Genomic DNA, 22,806 nt, shown 5'->3' with positions numbered 1-22,806 from the left:
GCAATAAGCGATCACACCCCGGGGGCCTGTACTTTGCCCTTCGACCAGAAACTACAGGCCCCTCGGGGGAGGGCTTGGTGCAAGATTGAGAGAAAGTTTCCGGCTCGGGTCGGAGCAGCCAAAAACCGCCCCGATCAGCGTCCATGGGGCCTGCGGTGGCCGGTCGGAACCGTCAGTGCTCTTCTTGACTATACTGGAAGATATAAGCGGGCAGAGCCGTAGCTCGTAAACGGATAGTGAGAGGAGGGCGACGATATCGTCCCTCGCGCCACTCACATGGGGTTGGTCGTCCACAAGCAGGAAGAACGTGACGGGGGCCCGTACCTCTCTGCAGTGGGAGGCAGACCGTGCGGAGTGCAGACCACAACCGACGGAAGCAGTCGAGGCTTACTGGAGTCCTGCGGAGGTTCCCGTCGAGTACAACATCACGAGGAGCGGAGACCAGTGTGGCGTGCTCCTGTTCTGGACGAAGCACTGACCTCCGGCAACTCCGGCCAAGGCGCCAGACTAGCAAGCAGTCGCGGGTCACTCGTCGCGGCCCTCCAGGACTATGCGTGTATCCACCTAAACGGAGATCGCTGTCAGTCTCGCGTCGGGCGTGGCGGCCACCCTCGGGGTCGAACTTCATTGCACGGTTCGCGGGCGGGAGGCGTCTTCGAATGGAAGAAGTTTTCCGGCCTGGGGCGAAGGCAGGCTCAGGCGCACGCGAATCGGCTTCCGAAGTCCGATATGCTCAGGGAGGTGCGACAGCAATACCGTCCCTCGTGCCAATCGGGACGGGTCTTTTGCCCCCAACAGTTGACGACTGAGCAGGTACTGAGCAGGTAAGGAACGCGACGGCGCACCGTATCTCTCTCAGTGGGAGGCTCCCTGTGCGACTATTTAGATCGATCAGACCAGGCTGCAGACGTCGGGCCAGCGGGCCGGAAGTAACCGGCGCCCTGGCGTGGCTCCTCCTGGCCGGATCGCCCGTCGGAGCCCAAACGGTCTCGACACAAGTCTTGAGTCGCGAGACCTCCCAGCCGGTCGTTGGCGCTCTCGTCTACCTGCTCGACGACAGCGGAGCCGTCGTACGGACAGCACTCACCGACGAGCGGGGGCGCGTGCTGTTCCTCCGCTTCCCCGCCGGAAGCTACCGCGTGCGAGCGGAGATGATCGGGATGGCTACGGGAGAGAGCAATCTGCTCGAGGCTCGGGTCGGCGCGACACTCCATGAGGAGATCCGCTTAGACGCGCGGCCTATCCGACTCGAGGGCATCGCCGTAGCAGTGGACGAGCGGTGCCGGGTGCGTCCCGCGGAAGGACTGCTCACGGCCCAGGTCTGGGATGAGGCCCGAAAGGCGCTCGCTACCGCGGTGTTCACCGACGAGCAAAGACTGTATCGCTATCAGACCATGCTCTACGAGCGTGACCTGGATCGGAATACGCGGGTGATCCGGAGGGAGAATCAGTCCCGGCGTGAGGCCAACATGCGTTCGCCCTTCAGGAGCAGGCCGGCCGAGGAGCTCATCGACAGGGGCTTCGTGGAACCCTCGGGTGGCGTGGACCTGTACTTCGCGCCGGACGCGAATGTCCTACTGTCCGATGTCTTTCTCGACTCGCACTGCTTTCGATTGAGACGCGGCGAGAGAGGTGAAACAGCCGGACTGATCGGTCTGGCGTTCGAGCCGACGAGCGAAAGACGTCGTATCATCGACGTCGCCGGGACGCTCTGGCTCGACCCCGCGAGCTCCGAGCTTCGGTGGCTCGAGTATCGCTACGCGAACCTGGACCCCGACATCCGCTCGGACGAGATCGGAGGACGCGTCGAATTCCAACGCATGCCCGAGGGCGGCTGGATCGTGCCCGAGTGGTGGATCAGGATGCCGCGGGTCGCACTGCAGACGGACGGCTTCAGGGGCGGACGGCGGCGGTACGTGGTGGGCTTCCGCGAAGCCGGTGGGATGGTGCTCGACGTGCAGGGCGCTGGACGCGCGCTGAGGCATCGGGGAACGGGAGGCATCGAGGGCGTAGTGCGGGATAGTCTCGGAAGCGCCCTCGAGGGCGTTCGCGTCGACATCGTGGGAGCGGCTCAGGAGGTCGTCACCGACTCCGCTGGGTGGTTCGAAATCTCCGGCCTCGTCGAAGGGATCTATCGAGTACGATTCGTCGATCCCCGGCTCGAGGCCTACGGCTACTCGCCGGAGCCGCTCACGCCTGCGGTGTTCAACGGCGAGATGACCCACGTCGAGTTCGATATGCCCTCGGCGGCGAGCGTTCTGACCGATGTGTGCAGCGAGGTGCGCATGGTCGGTCCGGAGTGGGAGAACTTGCCCCCGCAGGCGAAAGGGACGGGGATCCTGGTGGGCTGGGTGCGCGATGCCGTGACGGACGAGCCGCTCCCCGGGGCGGTCGTGCGCGTCCTCTCGTATCGATACGAGTTCCGACCGGGTGGGGCCTCCGTCATCGACCGGGGGATGTTCGGAGTGCAGACGACGACCGACGAAGAAGGGGTCTACCGCGTGTGCCGGCTTCCAGAAAGAGAGCTCCTCACAGTGGTGGTCGTCTACGAAGGAGTAGAGACCGAGGGTGACACTTTGAAGATCATGGAAATCGGTGGGGCCCGGGAACACACGGTCAGAGTCATCCGGGATCGACCAGAGCGGTGAAGGTTTTCACACGCCGACGAGCTCGCGGCCTCCTCGCTCTGGCGATGGTCTTGACCCCAGCTACCGCCGTGCTGGTCTCGCCCGCTTCCGCGCAGACGATCAGGGGCCGCCTCCTCGACGTCGAGAACGGCCAGCCCATCAACATCGGGCTCGTCATCATGTTCGCCGAAGCGGGCGACTCAGTCACCTACACGGTCACGGACGAGCGGGGGTACTTCTCGGTCACCTCCCCGGAACCGGGAAGTTTCCTACTTCTGGGCTCGGCGCTGGGGTATCGCGAGACCGTGGACGGCATCTTCGACGTCGGCATGGGCGGAGAGCTTACCGTTGAGTTCCGCCTGCCACCCGAGCCACTGCCCCTCGACGAGATCCTGGTGATGCTCGACCGGCCGGTTCAGCAACACAGGCTCATTCGAAACGGCTTCGTGCGTCGCTACCAGCGTGGCCTCGGCCACTTCATCACGCCGTACGAGATTGAGAAGTCCGTGGCGCGGAACACCGAACAGCTCTTTCACAGCGTCCCGGGCATGGTCGTGCGACTGGCCGACGGACCCCTGTCCTATCTCGGCGACATGGTTGTGATGCGTAATGCAGGGACTGGCGGCGGCTACTTGTGCTCCCCCGTGGTCTTCGTCGACGGCGTACGGGTCAGGTATGATCATTTGGACGGCATCTCACTGTCGGGCGTCGTGCCGCTCGAGACTGTGGAAGCAGTCGAGGCCTACCGGAGTCCCGCAGAGGTTCCGGTCGAGTACAACATCACGAGGAGTGGAGACCAGTGCGGTGTGCTCCTCTTCTGGACGAAGCGATGACCTCCGGCAATTCGGCCACAGCGCCCAGACCAGCAAGCGTCCGTAGCCCGGGCACTACGCGCTGCACGATCCGCGAGGGTCGAGCGTCTAGTAAGTGGAGGCGCCCACGTCGGGAGCGCCTGGTGGGCCGCGACCGAGCGGTCGTTCGAGACGATCGTGGCAGGGGCACTCTTCCCGGACGGAAGAGCCGCAGTGGCCGACGGCGGAAGGACACAAGAACTGGTTGCGCCGCCGCGGATGGGACCGTCGAGTGGGTCCGTGCCGGTGTTGGAGACGGCCTGGGGAGTTCCGCAATCTTCATTCGGTGACAGTTGCGGACAACGATATGCTTCTGGTCGACGACTCCCGCTTGCTCCGCGTGTCGATCCTTGGGGGAGGCGATCTGATCCGCACCATCGCGCTTGCTCCGTTCGGTAATCCCGGCGTACTCGGGGACCGCCGACGCTTTGGTTACGGAGATCGGACCCACCCTGGACCTCCCGTTGTCATGCGCCGCAGACCGCTCCGAATACAGAATGGTGAGACTTCATCCTCGGACTGCGTATGGCATCGCTGAAAAACCGGGCATGGCTCTTCTTCTTTGCGTTGGTAGCCTGCTCCTGCGCTTCAGCCCGCGGCCCCCAGATCCGGCTACTCGGCGCTGGAGCCGAACCTGCTGGCGTTCAGCGGTCCTCGGTGCGCGTCGGTGAACGAATCACTGGTGAGTTCGACCTCGCGAGTGTCGCAGACTCAAGAGTTCGGGTCACGAGTTACAGAGTGACGCTTGCCACTCCGCTCAGCTATACTCGAGAGGGGGCGGATTTGCTCGTGAGCGAAGTAATCCTCCTCAATCCAACACTCTTCGTGATTCCAGGTCAGATGGCGATGATTCGCTGGAGTTTCACGGTCACACCTGAGATGGCGGACCGCGTAGGGCCCTACCGCCTGGCCTTCGAGATCCAGGAGCTGGGGGTAACGGCTAGGGCACAGTTCGCGGTAAGCCGCTAGCCGGACCAACGATCTCAGTTGAAGGTGGTGGCTCCGAGGCTATCGTGATTAACCTGCCATCTTCATTTCGGCAACCGGCTCGCGATCATCGAGATGAGCTTTGAGCATCCGGAGTTGATCGAAGCCGACGATACGTCGGTAGCTCTTCTCGGTCTCGACGAAGGAGGCTGCTGCCCATCTCAAGGCCATCGCGCCATTCTTCCAGTTCGTGACCCTGCGGGTCTTCTGCCTCACGCCTGAGTGGGTGCTGTCGATGACATTCGTGGTGCCGAGGCACTTCCTCAGCCGAGGTGGTAATCCAAGCCGGTTGATCGTGAACATCTCATGCAGACCCTCACGGAGGCTTGCCGCCACCGACGGCTGATCGCGTTCGAGCCACCGCGCCAGCTGTTCGAGCTTCTGGGTGCCGTCCTTCGCGTCGAGCTTCCACGCCGCACGGATCGCGGCCTTCACCTGTGGGTGCTCGCCCTTCGGCAGGTGCCCGATGACATTCCTGAGCTTGTGATTCCTGCATCTCTGGACCAAGTGCTCCGCGCCAAACACCTGAGTGATGGCTTTCCTCAGTGCCCTCGAGCCATCGATCACGAACAGTCGCCGGCGCTCCGGATCCAGGCCACGCTCGACCAGGTCCTGGAGCAGGGTGGTGGTCACCTCGGTGTTCTCGCTCGCTCCCTGCCGCATCCCCAGCACATGCTTCTTGCCGTCCGTGTCCACGCCCACGGCCGCAAGTACATGGTGCGCACCGAATTGGATGCCGTCGAGGTAGATCACCAACAGATCCCACGCGTCGAGGCGTCTCTCCATCAACTCCTTCAGCACGCGCTCCGACGCTTCGATCGTCTCGCGGCTCACCGCCGACTTGCTCACGCCCACCGTGTCGGCCATTTCGCCGATCACCGCACCGTACTTCCGCGTGCTCACGCCTGCCATCAGGATCTCCAGCATCCTGTCCGCCATGGCACCTGGCCTCCTCATTGCCGCTCCATCGTGCGCCCGAGGCATCGCGAAGCGATGCCTGGAGCCTGGCATCGGCTCCCCGGACATCGGGACGATCGAAAATCGAAGACGTGGCCACTGGCGCACCGGACCGGATGGTTGGGTCGGCGACGGGCACGGTGGGCAGCCGCTCTGGGACCTCTGGCAGGGACGCTTCTGCATCCCGAGCGAGAAGGGCGTGGAGTCGCTCGAGCGCAACCCGCAGGGACGCCTGCGTCAGCGGAAGATTGGCCTTCGCGGTGGCAAGTTGCTGCCGCTGCTGGAGCACGTCGAGTGCGGTCGCCTGGCCGCTTTGATAGCGGAGGAGCGTGACATCGGCGAGCTGTTGGCTAGCCGTAACCTGCTGCTCGATGATCGCCCGCTGCTCTCGGGCGGACACCGCGTCCAAGTATGCCTCGGCCACCTGAGTGGCCAGGGCCACCGCGACGGCGTCGCCGTCTCCGCGGCTCACAAGGGCCCGGAAACGACTCGACTCCAAGAGGCGATAATCCGCGCCCAAGGACGTGAGGTTGTATCGCGCCGTGAACCTGCCGGACCCCGTGTAGAAGAGGGACGGCCGGGCACCGGTGGGGTCACCACCGATCGGCAATCCGCCAAACTGAAACCCCAGCCCACTCAGGGGAGCCACCGATCCCAGGGCGTCGATGCTCAGCGTGGGCAAGAGCGGGGCTCGGAAACGGATGGAAGAAGCCTCAGCCTGAGCGATGCGCTGGACAGCGGCGGCGAGGTCAGGGCTCATCAAAAGCGCCTCTTCGATCAACGCTCCCAGCGTGTCGTCGCCCAAAGCCTCCCACCACGGTCGATCCTGTGCAACGGTCCCGGCTGGAGCGGCGAGGGACAGGAGGAGGATGGCGCGAGGCGCTAGGAATCTCACTGGCCTTCCTCCGGCGCGAGCCCGTGGGTCAGCAGGTCCGCGAGAGCCTCGACATAGCCATCATCTGAGGACCCGGAGGGGGCATGCCCCGTGATGTGTGCCATAAAGGCTCTAAACTGGAGCGCACCGAGAATCATCGTCGCCGCCGCGGGGGTGGTGGTAGGCCGGCGCGGTCGGTAGACGTACTGGGAGCCGGCCCAGTCAGGCGTACGCGCCGGGGTGTGTCGGTATCGGGGAAGGCGCTGAGCCGGGGTCGCCATGGTGGAGCGTGCCCTGAGACCCGGGCGCTGCCATGGTCGAGCGGGCGACCGCACGTCCGATACGCGCCGCTCCATGTCCGTGTGCACGCGCTCAGTTCCCTTCCGCCAACAGCCCGGCTCACCTCGCGATATGCAGCGTCGTCCAGGATCACCTGCAGGCCCTTACTGCTGGCATCAGTAAGCATCACTCATAGATGACTCATCGGTCACTGGCGCGGCCCGGCTATCCAGCTGAGATAGACCCGACGGTGGACCTTGCTCGCCAGTCCGACCTGGATGCAGCGCCAGTGGTCGCGCTCAGGCAGCTGTCCGGCGCGCATCGAGCTGTAGTTCGCTTCGCCGACATCACCGGTCCGCGTTAGGTACGACAGCGACCGCCTCAGGGCTGATGTTCTTGATGAAGCCCATCTTCGCCGCCGCGAGCCGGCTCGCGACGAGCTCAGCGTCCGTCAGGCCGTCGACCATCTTCAGCGTCGTGAGGACCGGAGCGAACAGGCTATAGCCGCGCGTCTGGCCGGGCCGGTACCGGACGAAGAAGTGGATGATCTCGGCGGCCGGCACATGCGTGCGCTCGCGGCCCAAGCCCTCGGACGGATGGCGCGTGAAGACATGGTACGCGAGCCGGCGACCGTTCGCGTCCATCTCGATACCCATTCGGATCTCGATGCCAGCCCGCACATACATCGCGGTCGATCTCGGGGCCTGATGAACCGCGCCGGCCCGAGAAGGACCGTTAGCCAACGGGAACCCACGGGGCACCAACCGGGTTAGGCCAGAAGTGCAGACATGACGCCAAAGTGGGGTGATAATGAAGACACGCGTCCTCGGACTCATGGCCGTGCTCTTCGCGGCAGCTGCGGTCGGCGGTTGTGGAAACGACCTGCCGCTGCTGGCCGATCCGGACGAGCTTCCTCTCTGTTCCCTTGATCCTGACCTTCTGGTCGCCAGCCTTCCTCCAGATGCCATCCCGGCGCTGACGCTACCTGAGATGGTCTCCCCTGACGCGCCGGAGGCGCAGTACCTCTTCGACTTCGACCGCGTGCTCGGGGTCGTGGTCAACGGTGAGGCTCGTGCTTATCCGCACAACATCCTCTGGCATCACGAGATCGTGAACGATCGCATTGGGGACACGTGGATCTCCGCGACCTTCTGCCCACTCACGGGCTCGGGGCTCGTCTTCGATCCCTTCGCCAATGGCGAGCGGCTCGAGCTCGGCGTGTCCGGGCTGTTGTTCGCGAACAACCTCGTGCTCTTCGACCGCATCACTGGCGGCGTGTACGGCCCCCAGCTCTCGGTGGAAGGGAAGTGTGGCGTGTTCCTCGATGAGTCGGTCAGCCTGCGATCCGTTCAGGAGATGAGCTGGGGCCGCTGGAAGCAGCTACACCGGGACACGAAAGTCGTCAGCGAGAATACGGACTTCGGGCGAAACTATCGTGTGTACCCGTACGGCTCCTACGACGAGATCACGAACTCCCAACTACTCTTCCCGATGGGCGTGGACCGTTCGCGTCCCATGAAGGAGCGTGTGCTCGCGATCCGGATCGGCGAGGGCGGGCGCGGATATCCGTTCGGCGAGCTCGCAGAGATGGGCGAGACCTCCGTCGTAAACGAGTTGGTCGGGGGCATACCCACGGTGGTCTTCTACGAAGCGCGTGATGGAGAGACCGCGCTCGCCTTCGACGCACGGGTCGGGGGTCAGACGCTGACCTTCAGCGCCGCCGAGAACGGGACCTGGGTCGACGCGGGGACTGGTTCGACATGGACGATCGACGGTTCGGCGATCGCTGGACCCATGGACGGTGAGCGTCTGAGCACGCGCGAGGACGCCTACGTGCTCTTCTGGTTCGCATGGCGACACTTCCAGCCCGATGGCGTCCTGTTCCAAAACCCAGGCTGATCGTTAATCCGTGAGCTTGCAGGGGATTAGGTTGCCCCCTCCACGCCATTCTCGGTCGACATGGCGCATTTTGGAACCGACGAGTTGAGGGATATTGAACACGCCTTTGCAGATGTTCGTGATGATGCTCGCGGGCTGGGTGAACGAGCAGCACCGAGCCGTCAATGCATACCTGAAGGAAGAGAACCGAGTGCTTCGCGAGCTGCACGGCAACAAGCGCCTGCGCTTCAACGATGACCAGCGGAGGAGACTGGCCGCGAAGGGCCATGCGCTCGGACGCCGCGTGCTGAGAGAATTCGAACCGATCGTGACACCGGACACGATTCTGCGTTGGCATCGGGAGCTGATCGCGAGGAAGTACGACGGAAGCGCAGTGCGAGGCCCGGGCCGACCTCACATAGCGACCGAGATCCGCACACTCACGGTGCGCATGGCGAGTGAGAACGAGAGCTGGGGTTGTACGCGAATCGTCGGGGAGCTGTCGAAGCTGGGACATCGGGTCTCGCGATCAACAGTACGGCGGATTCTGAAGGAGTGTGGGATCGGGCCCGCACCGGAGCGGCTGCCGCACATGCCATGGTCGAAGTTCCTGAAGGCGCATTGGGAAGCGATCGCTGCGGCCGACTTCTTCACGGTCGAGGTCTGGACCAGGGTGGGGCTGGTGCGGTACCTGGTGTTCTTCGTCATCGATCTGTCGAGCAGGCGCGTGGAGATCGCCGGAATCGCGCCGGCTCCCAACGGGCTGTGGATGCGACAGGTGGCCCGGAACCTGATCGACGACCTAGCAGGTCGCTGAAGAAGTACAGCGGGCCGCGTTGCGGTGCCACGGCCTCATATCCTAGGCGGAGCGACGACGCCATAGCCGTCGCTACGGATAGGAGCTCCAACGACGGAGATGGGGCCGTGCCACCGCAACCCACAAACACGTAAGATATTGTCACGTTTGGTGTTGGGCACATGGCGGTTGCGCGGTTGATCCATCGTCTCTCCTCGTCGCCGTAGCCCTGCTACGACTCCTCGTCGTTCCTTGCCTGAACGCGCGCAAGCACCATGTGCGCGGCCCACTGTACTTTTTCAGCGACCTGCTAAGCGGCTTCTTGAGAGGAAAGCGGTTTCTCATCCATGACCGGGACCCGCTTTACACACGAGGCTTCCACGAAATCCTCCGCTACGCGGGCGTGGCGCATGTGCGATTGCCTGCGAAGAGTCCGAATCTGAATGCCTACGCGGAGCGCTTCGTCCTCTCGATCAAGTCGGAGTGCCTCGACCGGATGGTCATGCTCGGTGAGCAGCACCTACGGCGAGCGATTGCGAACTACCTGGAGCATTATCAGTTGGAGCGGTGCCACCAAGGCCTCGGCAACCGGCCGATCGAGGGGGTTCCAGAACCCGCCCTAGGGCCTGTCGTTCGACAGGAACGGCTGGGAGGAATCCTCAGCCATTACTATCGAAAAGCCGCTTGAATGGGTCGATCGAATATTGGAACAGGACGGCCACCGCGCCGGGTGTCCCAAACGTCTCCGCGGAGACGTCCCAGGCCGTGTCCGCGCCGCTCACCTCCATCGCCGTACTCCCCTTCGCGAACATGAGCGACTCGTCGGAGAACGAGTACTTCAGCGACGGGATGACTGAGGACATTAACTTGCGCAGATCGTGCACATCGGGGCCCTCGACGTCGTCTCGCACACGTCGGTCAGGCGATACAAGGCAGCGATAAGCCTATCGCAGAGCTCACGGCCTGCAACGTCCTTCATGCCGCCGGACGCGAGGACGAGGTGGCCCGGGTGGCGGCCGATCTGGTGGCCCGCTCTGGGGACGAGCATATCTCAAGTTGCGTGCGGCGGCCCTGTCGCTGACCGGTGACGTGGAGCGCGCCCTCGACTATCTCGAACAAGCGCTGGCTGATCGCGACACTATGCTGCCGGGGATCCGGGGCGTTCCCCGATTCCGTGCCCTGTACGGTGACCCCCGTTTCGGCACCGTCTTCCAGGAGGTCTTTCCGGGCCGCGAGCCGACGGCTGCGGTGGACGGCACGAGGTAGCCCACGGGCGTGAACCCCCTCACGCCTTGCGGTGGTACGCCTACGCAGGCTACCAGTCCCCGCGCCAAGCCACCGGTCGGAGGATCAACCACTGTTCAGACGATATCGGGTAGACAACGTCCCGCCCAAATTCCGAATTCCGTTCTTGGTCTACGGGTACGTTGGGGGGGGGCTCTGGTTCATCTACATACTGCTGCTCCGATTGACCCTGAGGATCCGAGTTACGGGCACCGACAACGTGCCGAACGGCTCGAACTTCATTCTTTGCCAGTGGCATGAGTCCGGCCCCCTGTCGGTCGAAACATGGGTGCCGCGTCTTCCAGCCTATTTACGGCAGCGCCCGCACGCCTGGATCGTGCACTCGGATTGGTATACGAAGCCGGTTTGGGTCCTCTTGAGTTTGGTCGGCGTACAGAAACTCGTGCCTTCATCGACGGGGAACGGCCGTCGCGGAGCCGCGGAGGAGATCGTGAGTTACCTCAAGAAAGGGTACTCGACGTTCGTCACTCCGGACGGTCCGAAGGGACCGCCGCGAACACTGAAGAAAGGCGTGCTTCACATGGCCGTTCAGAGTGGCGTGCCGATCCTTCCCATGCGCATTTCAGCGAACCGCTGCTTTCGAACCGATTCGTGGGATCGAAAGATGCAGCCGCTGCCCTTTTCCACTATTCACGTGGCCCTCGGAGCTCCGATCACCGTGACGGCGAGCACCTTCGACGAGAGCATTGAAGCACTTACCCACGCCCTAGGGTAGAGAGAGAGCCCCGCAGATCGCTAGATGGCCAAGATGACGAGCAGACATCTCTTCAAATCACTGACCTGTGCACTTCTGGTCCTTTCCGGATGCTCGTCATCGCCGCCCCCGGACGGGGCGGAGTCCGTCATCGTCCTGCATGGCCTGCGCCGTACCTCTACCTCGATGGCGATTCTCGTGGCGCGCCTCGAGGATGCCGGCTACGGCGTTACCAGCTTTGGGTATGCATCGACGTCGGAGCCCATGGAAGTCCTCATCGATCAGCTCGAGGCCGCGGTGGCGCTGTGCTGTGCGGATCATGCGGAAGAGGTGCATTTCGTCACGCACTCGATGGGAGGCGTGTTGGTCCGGAGCTATCTCTCCCAGCAGCCCGAGCCGCACAAGGGGCGTGTCGTGATGCTGAGTCCCCCGAGCCAGGGGAGCGAGATCGTCGACGCCTTCGCGGATTCGCCGCGACTTCGAGATCTATTCGTGGGCCCTGCCGCCTCGCAACTGGGGACCGACTCCGCGGGCATCGCCAAGCAACTGGGCCCGGCACGATTCGACCTGGGCATCATCGCCGGCGACCGGAGCCTGAGCCCGGTAGGGTCGTGGGTGATTCCAGGGCCTGATGACGGCAAGGTTGCCGTGGGCCGTGCCAACGTCGAGGGGTCGGCGGACTTTCTGGTCATCTCCGCGACGCACACGTTCATCATGAACCGCAGAGATGTGGCCAGGCAGGTCGTGCACTTTCTGCGAAACGGTCGGTTCAGTCCGACGAACCCGTAGTCCCGTATCGTCTTCTCGAATCAGTAACGTGGAGGACCCGATGTTCGCTCTCCGACCCGTTGCCCCGGCAGTCCGAATCGTGTTCACGTTCGGGTCTATGGCGCTCTGTTCGGCACTCCTGGTGGGTGGTCCCGCTTTGACGGCGGCAAAGGCAGGATTGGCCGCCCAGACCGGCATCGAGGGCCTCCCCTCCTTCGCCGAGCCCGGGATCTCACCCGACGGCTCCGAGGTCGCCTTCGTCTCGGGTGGAGACATCTGGACGGTGTCCACGCAGGGCGGCGCGGCGCGACTTCTCATAGCCCACTCGGGGAACGAGTCGAGGCCGCTGTACTCCCCGGACGCATCGCGGATCGCCTTCAACTCCGACCGGGATGGTGGCCTCAACATCTACGTGATGGACCTGCGGACCGGAGACGTCTCGAGGCTCACCTACGCCTCCGGTGCGGAGCAGCTCAACGGATGGTCGCGCGACTCGGAGTGGGTCTATTTTTCGTCGTCCGACCAGGACATCTCGAGCGTAACCGACGTCTACCGCGTCCGAGCCTCGGGCGGGACGCCGTTCACTGTCGCCGGGGACCGGTACGAGACCGAGTTCTTCGCCGCTCCGGGACCAGAGGCGGGCGTCGTCGCGATCAGCACGCGCGGCAACATGGCGCGGAGCCAGTGGTGGCGGAACGGCCACGCACACATCGACGAGGCCGAGATCTGGCTCGTCCGCGAAGGTGCGCCCCCGACCTACTCACCGCTCACGACGGGTGGTAAGAACTCCTGGGCGATGTGGGATGACGCCGGAGACCGCGTGTACTTCATGTCCGACCGCAGTGGCTCCGAAAACCTGTGGTCCGTCCCCGCTGACGCTGGCGGCATGGGGGGCGAGGAGCGGCTCACGAACTTTACCGAAGGCAGGGTACTCTGGCCGACGATCGCGGTCGACCGACCGCTGATCGCCTTCGAGCGGAGCTTCGGCATCTGGACGTACGATGTCGCGTCTGGGCGGACCGTCCAGCTGGACATCAACCTCATGGGCTCGGTCGAGGGTCCGAGGCCCGAGGTCGAGAAGATGACGGACGGCTTCAGCGGGCTCGCCGTGTCTCCGGACGAGAAGAAGTTCGCGTTCGTCGCGCGCGGGGAGGTCTTCGCCGCCCCCCTGGAGGGCGACGCTCCGGCTGCGAGGATCACCGACACGCCGGCGGCCGAGAGCGACGTCACCTGGTCGAGCGACTCCGACGAGATCGTGTATGTCTCGTGGAGGAATGGCACCCCGCAGATCTTCGCGTACGACTTCACGACCGAGCAGGAGCGCCAACTCACCAACAGCGCGAGCCGCGACGACAATCCCAGCTTCTCGCCCGACGGCCGCTACTTGGCCTACAACCGCGCGGGCCAGGAGCTCCGAGTCATCGACATGGAGTCCGGCCAGGACAGATCTCTCGCACGGGGTACGAGCGGGAGTGGGTCGTACACGTGGTCCCCCGACAGCAAATGGATCGCGTACGCGGGCCGCACTGACGAGTTCAACAACGCGATGGTCGTGCCCATCGACGGTGGAACGGCGAGGCAGGTGAGCTTCCTCGCGAACACGAACTTCGGATCGCTCGACTGGAGCTCGACCGGAGAGTACCTGGTCTTCCGGACCGGCCAGCGGACCGAACCGGGTAAGCTGGTGCGCGTCGACCTGATCCCACTCACGCCGACGTTCCAGGAGGACCGGTTCTGGGACCTCTTCAACCAGGAGCAGACAGAGGAGCGGCCCGCGCGGCCCGAGCGTGTGCGGGCGGACGAGCCCGAGGTGTCGGCGGCTCCTGAGGCGCCCGCCGACGTCGAGATCGATTTCGACGGCATCCGGCGCCGAGGAAACTTGGTCGATCTGGACTTCAGTGTGCGAGCGGTCGTCTTGAGTCCGGACGGGGAGCACGCCGCGGTCTCGGGGCAGGGAGGCCTGTACTACGTGACGTTCGAGCCCGACGGCGGCGTCGACGTCCGGCCACTCGGTGAGCGTGAGCAGGGTGGGGGCGGGCGGGGCGGGGGTGGTGGCCGCGGCGGTGGCGCATCGATGCAGTTCTCAAAGGATGGGCGAGAGCTCTATCTCCTTCGTCGTGGTCGGATCAGCGTCATGAACGTCACCTCCGGTGACACGCGCTCGATCTCCACTTCCGCCGAGGTCGACGTCGACTTCGAGCGGGATAAGCTCGCCGTCTTCGAGCAGGCGTGGGGCGAGATGCGTGACGGCTTTTACGACGACCAATTCCATGGCACCGACTGGGACGCGGTCCGCGAGACCTTCGCGCCGCGCGTCGCCGGCGCTAAGACACGCGCCGAGCTGAGCCGTCTCATGAACCTGATGCTCGGAGAGCTGAACGCGTCCCACCTCGGGCACCGGGGTGGTGGCGGCGGCGGAGGCGCCGAGCAGACCGGGAAGCTCGGGCTGCGCTTCGACCGCACGGTCTTCGAGAACGACGGTCGTTTCCGGGTCACTGAGATCATCGAGCTCGGGCCCGCACACGTGGAGGGGAGCATCGAGCTCGGGGACTACGTTCTGGAGGTGAACGGCACCGAGCTGACTGGATCGACGAACCTCAACGAAGTCCTGGCCGGCACGCCCGGCGAGAAGGCCGCGGTCCTCGTCTCGGCCAGTGCCAACGGCTCGGGGGCTCGTGACGTGGAGTTGCAGGCGATCAGCACGGGGGCCGAGCGACAACTCGTCTACCGGGCGTGGGTCGAGGGTCGGCGGGCGTACGTCGATGAGCTGAGCGACGGCCGCCTCGGGTACGTGCACATCGCGTCGATGTCCCAAGGTGCGCTCGACCAGCTGATCTTCGACCTGGACCAAGGCAACCACGCCAAGGACGGCGTCGTCATCGACGTCCGGAACAACAACGGCGGCTTCGTGAACGTCTACGCGATCGACATCCTCGCGCGTCAGAACTACTTCACGATGGAGAACCGGGGCGGCAACATCGCTCCCTCACGCGTGCAGCTCGGGCAGCGTGCCCTGCTCGCGCCGACGGTCCTCGTGACGAACCAGCACACGCTCTCGGACGGCGAGGACTTCACGGAGGGGTACCGCACGCTGCAGCTTGGCAAGGTCGTCGGTGAGCCCACCGCGGGTTGGATCATCTACACGGGCAGCGTCGGCCTCGTCGATGGGACGTCGGTTCGCATGCCCCGCACGAAGATCCGCGACACTCGTGGCCAGGTGATGGAGCGAAACCCCCGGCCGGTCGACATCGAAGTGGAGCGACCGACCGGCGAGAGCTATCTCGGCCGCGACAGCCAGCTCGAGCGGGCGGTCGAGGTACTGCTGGCCCAGCTGCTGGCACGGACGACGACGTCGAACTGACCGCGTCATCGGAGCAATCGTCGTAGACCACGATCCCGATTGACATGCCGAACGCATGTGCACATGCTAGTCACATGTCTGTCATGATCCAGATTCGCAATGTGCCGGAGGAGCTGCACCGCCGAGCCAAGGCCAAGGCGGCCCTCGAGGGGGTAACGCTCTCCGATCTAGCGCTACGAGCACTGCAGAAAGAGATACGGCGGCTGAGCGTTGACGAGATCGTGGCGCGGGTTCGTGAGTTGGGCCCAGTGTGCGATGCCCCTCCAGCCGCAGACGTCATCCGTGAGGACCGCGACACCCGGTGATGGTCCTGGACGCCTCTGCCGTGGTGGAGTGGCTGATGGGAAGCGAGCGTGGTGACGCCGTAGTGGCGCAAATGCTGGACGACCCGGACGGCTCATTCTTCGCGCCGGATCTGCTCGATGTCGAGGTCGTGCAGGCGTTTCGACGCTTGGCGCGGTCGGGCGCGGTCTCGGACGCGAGGGCGACCGGGGCAGTCGAGCTACTGGACGCCCTACCCGTCGAAAGACACTCCGCTGGGATTCTCGTGTCGCGCATGTGGACGCTGCGCGACAACCTGAGCGCTTACGCCGCCGCGTACGTTGCGCTCGCGGAGGCCCTCGACTGTCCGCTACTCACCTGTGATGCTCGGAGCGCTGACGCGCCCGGTCATCGGGCGAAGGTTCGGGTGGTACGGTAGGACCTCGGAACTCGGGCACCGCCGACCAACGCGACGACATGCGGCGCATCGACTCCGGTCGTAGGATGCGGGCAACAGCCGGAGATGAGAGGTGGAGATGATCAGCAGGAAGTGCCGCGGGGGCGTACCGCTCCTACTTGTCGGTGTATGCGCGACGGTTCCGGCGCTTGCCGGAGCGCAGACTCGTCCGTTCACCGCCGAGGACATGCTCGATCTGGCGCAGATCAGCGGAGGTGTCTCCGTCGCCTCGGGCGGCGGCCGGATCGCGTATATGCTACCGGACGTGACAGAAGAGTGGAACATCCTGGAGCGTTTCCCCCTGGGTACGGTCTACGTGCAGAGCCTCGACGGGCCGTCCGCGCGTCCGCCCGTGGCGCTCGGCTCCGACGGTCAGCGTAGCTCCTTCCCGGTCTTCTCACCTGACGGCTCACGCCTGGCGTTCTTCTTCGAGCGAGCCGGCGGGGGACAGCTCGCCGTCTGGCGTGCCGATACTGGAGAGACGCGCACGGTCGGGACTCCGTTCCCTGGGAAGGCGACGATGGCCCCCCAGTGGGTGTCCGACGGTCAGGTCGTCTACGCACGACCGGCGGCGCCTGTTGATGCATCCGGGGAGGCGCGTGAGCCCGCCCGCGTGCGCGTGCTTCAGAGCACGGATGAGGTCCTGCCCGGTGACGCCTTCTTCGCGAACCGGAGCCGCGCCGGCCTGGCCGTCGTGGACGTCGGAGACGGCACGGAGCGGACGCTGCTCGAGGACGACCAGCCGCTTCGGCGCTTTGCGGTCTCCCCAGACGGGCGACACGTGATCGCTGCTCTGCCCAGCCCTGCCACAGCGGGTATCGCCCGCCGCGAGCGTAACGAGACGTTCCTCTGGCGGATCGACGCTCGCGGGGCTCCGCGCAAGATCACCGACGGCGGCGAGCGACTCTCCTGGCTTCCGGACGGGCGGTTGGCGTGGCGCAGCCGTGGTCGCTTGCTGACGCTCGGAGTGAACGATCCCGGCCCGGCGGAGGGCGGGAGCGGTATCCCGTTCGATTCCGGCCCCGGCGCCCGTTTTACGCCCCTCGCGTGGTCTCCTGACGGGACGCGCTTCGTGAGCCTGGTGGCCGACCCGTCGATCAGCGACCCCGAGATCGAGGCCCCGCAGCCGGGCATGTATTCGATCGCCCGGCCGTTCATGGATCTGTACCTCGTGTCGAGCGAGGACGGCACGGCCCGCAACCTCACGGCGGACTTCGACGACAACGTGAGTGGCCCGGTGTGGAGCGCGGACGGATCCTCGCTCTTCTTCCGCGCCGTCGACAACCGCACCTATGACGAGACGCTGTACCGCTACGAGCTCGCGCAGGGGCGACTCTCTCAGCTGGCTTCCGGCGAGGAGGCGTACGGCAACCTCATGCCCGTTCCCGACGGGCTCCTGCTGACGATCCAGTCGGCGACCGCGCCGTCCGACCTGTGGTTTATCGACGGCACCACAGGACGTCGCACACGCGTGACCGAGCTCAACCCGCAGTTGACGGATTTTGCGTTCAGCAAGCCGGAGCTCCTGCACTTCGACAACGCGGACGGCGAGCGGTTGGGCGCGCTCCTGTATCGACCTCCCGGAGCGACCGACGGTGTTCCGGTGATCACGTACATCTATGAGAAGCTCACCCCCAGCATCCATCGTTTCAGCGCACGTCACCAGATCTTCGCGACTCACGGCTACGCCGTTCTCATGCCCAACGTGAAGGTGAAGGTCGGCGAGACCGGCACGTCGTATGTGAAGAGCGTCGTGCCCGCGGTCGACATGGTGCGTGACATGGGCTTCACCAACGACCGCTTCTGTCTCTGGGGTGGCAGCTTCGGCGCGTACGGCACGTCGTTCGTCATCACGCAGACGAAGGTCTTCGATTGCGCCGTCTCGCGCGCCACGCCTCCCGATCTCATCCGCAACTGGGCGAGCGGCCGGGACCGCGATTCGGACAACATCGAGACCGGGCAGGCGCGCATGGGGGGCAGCCCGTTCGAGTTCATGGAGCGCTACCTGTCCCAGTCGGCTTTTTTCCACCTCGACGAGGTCGAGACGCCGGTGCTGCTCACGCACGGTGTGAAGGACTACACGATTCTGGTCGGCGAGGGCGAGCTGATGTTCTACGCCCTCAGGCGGTTGGGGAAAGCCGCCACGCTCGTGCTCTACGAGGAGGGCGATCACAGCCTGTATCGGCACTCGCGCGCCGACGCGCTCGACGTGCACAAGAGGATGCTCGACTGGTTCGAGATGTACCTCCGGCCGGAGCGTGCGGCCGGGAACGGGGGGGCGAGGTGACACACGACGAGACGACGGAGCTGGCGAACAAAGTGGCGAGTGAGGGCATGGACCGGCGAGCCGCGCTCAAGGCGTTCGTGGGCCTGGGGTTGGCGTCCGGGCTGACGGACTGCACGTCCGCTGCGGAGCCTGGCGCAACGCCCTCACCGCCCGAGGCTGACGCTACGCCGCTCGAGGAGCACGAGCACCCGGCCGAAGGCGACGTGCTGGTCTTCGCGTTCGGTGATAGGGAGGGCCAGGTCATCGCGCCCTCCGACGTCCCGCTCGGCGGCCCCCAGCTCTTCGCGTATCCCGCCGACTCTGACGGCGCGCATGTCGCATCGGAATCGCGACTGGATCAGGTGATGCTCGTGCGCATGGACCCCTCGAGTCTCACCGAGGAGACTGCGGCTCGCGCCGTGGAAGGAATCGTCGCCTATTCGGCGGTATGCACACACGAGGGATGTGACGTCAGCGACTGGAACGAAGACGGGTTGCAGCTCGTGTGCCCCTGCCACGATTCCGAGTTCGACCCGAGCGACAACGGGCAAGTGACGGAAGGTCCGGCGCGGCGGCGTCTCGCGGCGCTCCCGCTCAAGATCGTCGACGGCACGCTGATGGCGGGGGGCGGCTTCCTCGGGCGGGTGGGATTCCGGCGGCGCTGAGGGACAACCAGCAGGCTACCTGAGGGGGAACGTGATGAAGCTCGACCGATGCTGTTGCACGACCATGGTAATGATCGCGGCCGGCCTGCTCGTGCCTCGTGAAGCGACAGCTCAGCAGACCGCGGAACCGTATCGACCGGTCACCGACGAGCGTCTGGAAAACCCCGAGCCCGAGAACTGGCTCTTTTACCGAGGCACCTACGACGGCTGGGGCTACAGCCCGCTCGATCAAATCGACGCGGACAACGTTGCCGACCTGGTCCCCGTCTGGTCGTTCTCCACCGGCGTGAACAGCGGCCACGAGGCGCCGGCGATCGTCAACGACGGCGTGATGTTCGTCACCACGCCGGGCAATCAGGTGATCGCGATCGACGCGCGGACGGGCGATCTGCTCTGGTTGTACGAGCACGAGATGCCGGAGGACGTGATCGGCTTTCACTACACGAATCGCGGAGTGGCGTTGTTCGGCGACAAAGTTTACATGGCAACGCTCGACGCCCGGATCGTCGCGCTCGACGCAGCGACGGGGGAAGTAGTCTGGGACGAGTCCGTCGCGGACAATGCCAGAGGGTACTACATGACGCTCGCGCCGCTCACCGCGCGTGGGAAAGTCATGGTCGGCGTCTCGGGCGGTGAGCTCGGCATCCGCGGCTTCGTAGTAGCGCTCGATACCGAGACCGGCGAGGAGGTGTGGAGGACCCACACCGTGCCGGCCCCGGACGAGCCGGGGAACGAGAGTTGGTGGGGCGACGCGTGGCAGACCGGAGGCGCCGCCGTGTGGCTCACAGGGCACTACGATCCCGAGTTGGGCCTGACGTACTGGGGCACCGGCAATCCCGGTCCGTGGATGGGGGACGTCCGACCCGGGGACAACCTCTATTCCAATTCTGTCGTCGCGCTCAACGTCGATACCGGCGAGCTCGTCGGCCATCACCAGTACCATTGGAACGGGTCGTGGGATTGGGACGAGGTCTCGACGCCTCTTCTGATCGATGTCGAGCGCGACGGGCGGACGTTTCCGGCTCTCGTGCACCCGGGCCGCAACGGGTACCTGTGGCTGCTCGAGCGCAGCGCGGATGCGATCTCGTTCGTTGACGCCTGGCCGTATGTGCGCCAGAACGTCTTCATCAACATAGACCCAGAGACGGGTCGGCCGACGTACGACCAACTCAGGAAGCCCAGCACCGGCTTCCAGGCCGACTTCTGCCCTTCACTCTGGGGTGGCAAGGACTGGCCGCCCGCGGCCTACAATCCGGGTACCGGTCTGCTATACATCCCCGCCAACGAGAATCTGTGCGGGTCGATCGAGGGTCGGGAGGTCACGTACCGCCCAGGCCGGGCGTTCATCGGGGCCGACACGGATCTGACCGTGTGGCCGGGAGCGGAGCACATCGGCGAGCTGCAAGCCTGGAACATAGACACCGGCGAGGAAGTGTGGACACGCGAATTCGACTCCCCGAACTGGGGCCCCGTGATGACGACCGCCGGAAATCTCGTCTTCATGGGCGGCACCAGCGATCGCTACTTCCGCGCGTTCGATGCGCGCACAGGTGACCAGCTCTGGCAGCAGCGAACCAACTCCGGTGTCATCGGGGTGCCGTCGTCCTACATGGTCGATGGCGTGCAGTACATCGCCGTCCAGTCGGGCTTTGGCGTGGACGCGGCATCGATGCAGCGACGGGTCGACGCCGACCGCGGAACAGAGACGTTCGTGCCCCAGGGTGGGGTGATCTGGGTGTTCGCGCTGGGAGGGTAGTTGCAGGGGGGAGGTCGGCCGGGCCTGCGTCGCGCTCAAACGCCGTCCGTCCGCGAGCGCCTCCACTGCCGCATCACGGCCGCATAGATGGCGACGTTCAGGACCAGCACGAAGACGCCGAGCCCGATCTGGATGCCGCGCGTCAGATCGCCGGGATACAGGATCGGAACGAGGTACTGCTCGAGGAAGCCGCCGGCGTAGCCGCCCTCACCGGCCTGCTGTCGCAAGGAGACCTCGAGAGGGGTCAGCGGGCAGATCCAGCCCACCAGCTCGACCCATGCCCCCCACAGGGCGCACGGTACGTGGACGAACGCCGCGCGACGCCAGCGCAGTGCCAGCAACCCTCCGAGGACGACGAACACAACGAAGAGCGCGTGCAGCGCGAGTACGAGGTCAGCGAGCAGTCCGTAGATCATGCCGGGGCAAATCGGGTCGGGCTGACCCTCGTCGTCGGGGAATCTCCGGACGGCGCGTCGGGCGGTGTCCGATCACCATTGGGTGAGGTCGTAGGGAACCACTGGAACGTCGAGGTGCTCTTCGAGGAGCTGAAACCGCCGCTGCTCCTCCGCCGTGAACGTCTCCCTGTCGGGGTACAGCTCGCGGAGGATCGGCTCGGTGTCGCGCTCCGCGTGCGCGACCTCGGCGTTCCGCCAAACGATCGTAAAGCGGAAGTCCCAGCGGGTGCCCTCCCCGGCGTGGTAGAACGGGGACGAGGCCGACATCTCGACGATGTCGCCCAGCTCTTGGAGCCTCTCGAGGACCGGATAGTGGTTCTTCTTGTACAGCTCGAGCCACTCCTCGAAATGGCCCCAACGGACCTTGTAGTAGTACTCGACGGGGAACGGCTCGACCTGGAGACTCGTCGGCGCGGCGTCGTGACGGGTGACGAACGCCGTGAGGGACAGGACGAGGACGGTGGCGAGGCCGAGGGCGGCAGGAGTGCGGGAAGTCGGTGCTGACATGGGGTGCCTCCGTGGTTGGGCTCCTTCCGGACCAGAATGGCGATGTGGACTACGATAAGCCACTCACAGGAGCGCCTTCGACCGGCTCCGTCCGTCGCTTGGGCTCCGCGATCGCACTCGTGACGATCACACTGTTTGATCTTCTGGCTCTGGACGATATCACTGCAGCGGGGGCGTGGATGCCGGAGACCGGCTTCGTGATCGCGAGCATCTCTGCTTTGGGAGCAGGGGGTCCCCGGTTCAAATCCGGGCGCCCCGATTGAAGTAAAGAGAAGCCTCGCAGTGGTTTACGTCGCTGCGACGTCTGTCATTTGGGGATCCTCAATGGAGAGGAGTCACCACATAGTCACCACAGAGTCTCGATTTCGGCCGCTCTTTCCGCGTCCTCGACCCGGCAAGGAACACCGGTCTTTGGCTTAGAGCGGGGCCTTTCTGAATCACTCGGAAGGCCCCGTTTCCTCCACGGAGACGGGACTTTCTGCGTTCGGGCGCTTCGTCTCGTTTCGGGTCTTTTCGTCCTGTTTCGGCCGGTCTGTGCCCACCACGCGCCCATTTGGGCTCGTCCCAATGGCGGGCGATTTGGCGGTAGCGGCTGTCTGGGAGGGGATGCCGGGAACCGCCCACGCGTGGTGAGGTCCGGCCGCTCACCCGGCACACCCCGGCGTGAACAAAAGATCAACAGCCCACTATAAGGCATTATCCGCACCACTTCGCAGATCCCCGGCCTAGATCAGGTCTTGCGTACTTCGGAGATCCCCGGGTTTTGGGGGGTTAGGGGTAGTGCGGAGATACAGACGTTAAGCGCCAAGCTGCCGGGTGAGAATAGGGAGTTGAATCAGAGTGATTCCAGATGACCTGAAGTATTCCCTGATGACACAGACCATCGAGGAAGCGAAGCTCTCACAAAGTGAAGACAACCGCATCCATCCGTTTGTGGGTGCTATCCTCTGCTCATCGACGGGTCAGGAGCTGCATCGAGCGCATCGTGGTGAGATTCTCGGAGCGCACGCTGAATTCGCGCTGCTCGAAAAGGCGCGACAGGCCGGAACGCAGCTTGAAGGC

Annotated in this window: 21 protein-coding genes, 1 tRNA gene and 1 pseudogene; 17 read left to right on the top strand and 6 right to left on the bottom strand. The window is 64.8% G+C overall.

Annotated features, from left to right (window positions below):
• Positions 1–1,001 precede the first annotated feature (1,001 nt).
• From IIB36_13345 to IIB36_13335, 3 genes are all read left to right on the top strand, one after another.
• Positions 1,002–2,648 carry a carboxypeptidase regulatory-like domain-containing protein gene (locus IIB36_13345; protein MCH7532725.1) on the top strand — a complete coding sequence of 549 codons (1,647 nt, stop codon included), beginning with the start codon at positions 1,002–1,004 and terminating at the stop codon, positions 2,646–2,648.
• Between the two features lie 50 nt (positions 2,649–2,698).
• The gene (locus IIB36_13340) at positions 2,699–3,460 is read left to right on the top strand and encodes a carboxypeptidase regulatory-like domain-containing protein (protein MCH7532724.1); all 762 of its coding nucleotides are present in this window, start codon (positions 2,699–2,701) and stop codon (positions 3,458–3,460) included.
• A gap of 807 nt (positions 3,461–4,267) precedes the next feature.
• Complete coding sequence (locus IIB36_13335; protein ID MCH7532723.1) at positions 4,268–4,447, top strand: hypothetical protein; 180 nt, start codon at positions 4,268–4,270, stop codon at positions 4,445–4,447.
• 48 nt (positions 4,448–4,495) lie between these two features.
• Here IIB36_13335 and IIB36_13330 read toward each other — a convergent pair whose 3' ends face one another.
• The 3 genes and pseudogenes from IIB36_13330 to IIB36_13320 all read right to left on the bottom strand — a co-directional run bounded on the left by IIB36_13330 (position 4,496) and on the right by IIB36_13320 (position 7,261).
• Entirely contained in the window at positions 4,496–5,404 is a 909-nt protein-coding gene (locus IIB36_13330) for a transposase (protein MCH7532722.1), read from the bottom strand.
• A gap of 208 nt (positions 5,405–5,612) precedes the next feature.
• Positions 5,613–6,182, bottom strand: a pseudogene (locus IIB36_13325) (TolC family protein).
• A gap of 740 nt (positions 6,183–6,922) precedes the next feature.
• On the bottom strand, positions 6,923–7,261 hold the full coding sequence (locus IIB36_13320) for a phage portal protein (protein ID MCH7532721.1): 339 nt from the start codon (positions 7,259–7,261) through the stop codon (positions 6,923–6,925).
• Between the two features lie 124 nt (positions 7,262–7,385).
• Between IIB36_13320 and IIB36_13315 the strand changes: the two genes are divergently transcribed.
• The 3 genes from IIB36_13315 to IIB36_13305 all read left to right on the top strand — a co-directional run bounded on the left by IIB36_13315 (position 7,386) and on the right by IIB36_13305 (position 9,937).
• Positions 7,386–8,474 carry a DUF3179 domain-containing protein gene (locus IIB36_13315; GenBank protein MCH7532720.1) on the top strand — a complete coding sequence of 363 codons (1,089 nt, stop codon included), beginning with the start codon at positions 7,386–7,388 and terminating at the stop codon, positions 8,472–8,474.
• A gap of 94 nt (positions 8,475–8,568) precedes the next feature.
• Entirely contained in the window at positions 8,569–9,270 is a 702-nt protein-coding gene (locus IIB36_13310; protein MCH7532719.1) for a helix-turn-helix domain-containing protein, read from the top strand.
• A 301-nt stretch (positions 9,271–9,571) separates the two neighbouring features.
• Positions 9,572–9,937 (top strand): transposase, encoded by a 366-nt coding sequence (locus tag IIB36_13305; GenBank protein ID MCH7532718.1) that lies wholly within the window; start codon positions 9,572–9,574, stop codon positions 9,935–9,937.
• Here the strand turns inward: IIB36_13305 and IIB36_13300 are convergent.
• Positions 9,909–10,112, bottom strand: coding sequence for a hypothetical protein (locus IIB36_13300; GenBank protein MCH7532717.1), 204 nt, complete (start codon positions 10,110–10,112; stop codon positions 9,909–9,911). The genes IIB36_13305 and IIB36_13300 overlap by 29 nt on opposite strands.
• Positions 10,113–10,305: 193 nt before the next feature.
• On the opposite strand from IIB36_13300, the gene IIB36_13295 reads away from it, so the two are divergent.
• The 9 genes from IIB36_13295 to IIB36_13255 all read left to right on the top strand — a co-directional run bounded on the left by IIB36_13295 (position 10,306) and on the right by IIB36_13255 (position 20,782).
• Positions 10,306–10,515, top strand: coding sequence for a hypothetical protein (locus tag IIB36_13295; GenBank protein ID MCH7532716.1), 210 nt, complete (start codon positions 10,306–10,308; stop codon positions 10,513–10,515).
• Between the two features lie 145 nt (positions 10,516–10,660).
• Positions 10,661–11,269 carry a DUF374 domain-containing protein gene (locus IIB36_13290; GenBank protein ID MCH7532715.1) on the top strand — a complete coding sequence of 203 codons (609 nt, stop codon included), beginning with the start codon at positions 10,661–10,663 and terminating at the stop codon, positions 11,267–11,269.
• Between the two features lie 33 nt (positions 11,270–11,302).
• Complete coding sequence (locus IIB36_13285; protein MCH7532714.1) at positions 11,303–12,037, top strand: alpha/beta hydrolase; 735 nt, start codon at positions 11,303–11,305, stop codon at positions 12,035–12,037.
• 40 nt (positions 12,038–12,077) lie between these two features.
• Positions 12,078–15,377: a PD40 domain-containing protein gene (locus tag IIB36_13280; protein ID MCH7532713.1), complete on the top strand. Its 3,300-nt coding sequence runs from the start codon at positions 12,078–12,080 to the stop codon at positions 15,375–15,377.
• A 74-nt stretch (positions 15,378–15,451) separates the two neighbouring features.
• On the top strand, positions 15,452–15,682 hold the full coding sequence (locus IIB36_13275) for a hypothetical protein (protein ID MCH7532712.1): 231 nt from the start codon (positions 15,452–15,454) through the stop codon (positions 15,680–15,682).
• A complete protein-coding gene (locus IIB36_13270) occupies positions 15,679–16,077 on the top strand; it encodes a type II toxin-antitoxin system VapC family toxin (protein ID MCH7532711.1) in 399 nt (132 codons plus the stop codon). The genes IIB36_13275 and IIB36_13270 overlap by 4 nt, the downstream gene beginning before the upstream one ends.
• Positions 16,078–16,174: 97 nt before the next feature.
• On the top strand, positions 16,175–18,382 hold the full coding sequence (locus tag IIB36_13265; GenBank protein ID MCH7532710.1) for a S9 family peptidase: 2,208 nt from the start codon (positions 16,175–16,177) through the stop codon (positions 18,380–18,382).
• A 47-nt stretch (positions 18,383–18,429) separates the two neighbouring features.
• On the top strand, positions 18,430–19,026 hold the full coding sequence (locus tag IIB36_13260; protein MCH7532709.1) for a Rieske (2Fe-2S) protein: 597 nt from the start codon (positions 18,430–18,432) through the stop codon (positions 19,024–19,026).
• A gap of 64 nt (positions 19,027–19,090) precedes the next feature.
• Entirely contained in the window at positions 19,091–20,782 is a 1,692-nt protein-coding gene (locus tag IIB36_13255; protein ID MCH7532708.1) for a methanol/ethanol family PQQ-dependent dehydrogenase, read from the top strand.
• Between the two features lie 35 nt (positions 20,783–20,817).
• Here IIB36_13255 and IIB36_13250 read toward each other — a convergent pair whose 3' ends face one another.
• Both IIB36_13250 and IIB36_13245 read right to left on the bottom strand, forming a co-directional pair.
• On the bottom strand, positions 20,818–21,198 hold the full coding sequence (locus IIB36_13250; GenBank protein ID MCH7532707.1) for a DUF2784 domain-containing protein: 381 nt from the start codon (positions 21,196–21,198) through the stop codon (positions 20,818–20,820).
• Between the two features lie 72 nt (positions 21,199–21,270).
• Positions 21,271–21,687 (bottom strand): hypothetical protein, encoded by a 417-nt coding sequence (locus IIB36_13245; GenBank protein ID MCH7532706.1) that lies wholly within the window; start codon positions 21,685–21,687, stop codon positions 21,271–21,273.
• A gap of 226 nt (positions 21,688–21,913) precedes the next feature.
• On the opposite strand from IIB36_13245, the gene IIB36_13240 reads away from it, so the two are divergent.
• Together IIB36_13240 and IIB36_13235 are read left to right on the top strand one after the other, a co-directional pair.
• Positions 21,914–22,003: transfer RNA gene (locus tag IIB36_13240), tRNA-Pro, on the top strand.
• A 581-nt stretch (positions 22,004–22,584) separates the two neighbouring features.
• A partial coding sequence (locus IIB36_13235; protein ID MCH7532705.1) for a hypothetical protein occupies positions 22,585–22,806 on the top strand: 222 nt, incomplete at its 3' end.

Source organism: Gemmatimonadota bacterium (assembly GCA_022560615.1).
GTDB lineage: Bacteria > Gemmatimonadota > Gemmatimonadetes > Longimicrobiales > Gaopeijiaceae > UBA1138.
This window is presented reverse-complemented; position numbering and strand designations above follow the sequence as displayed.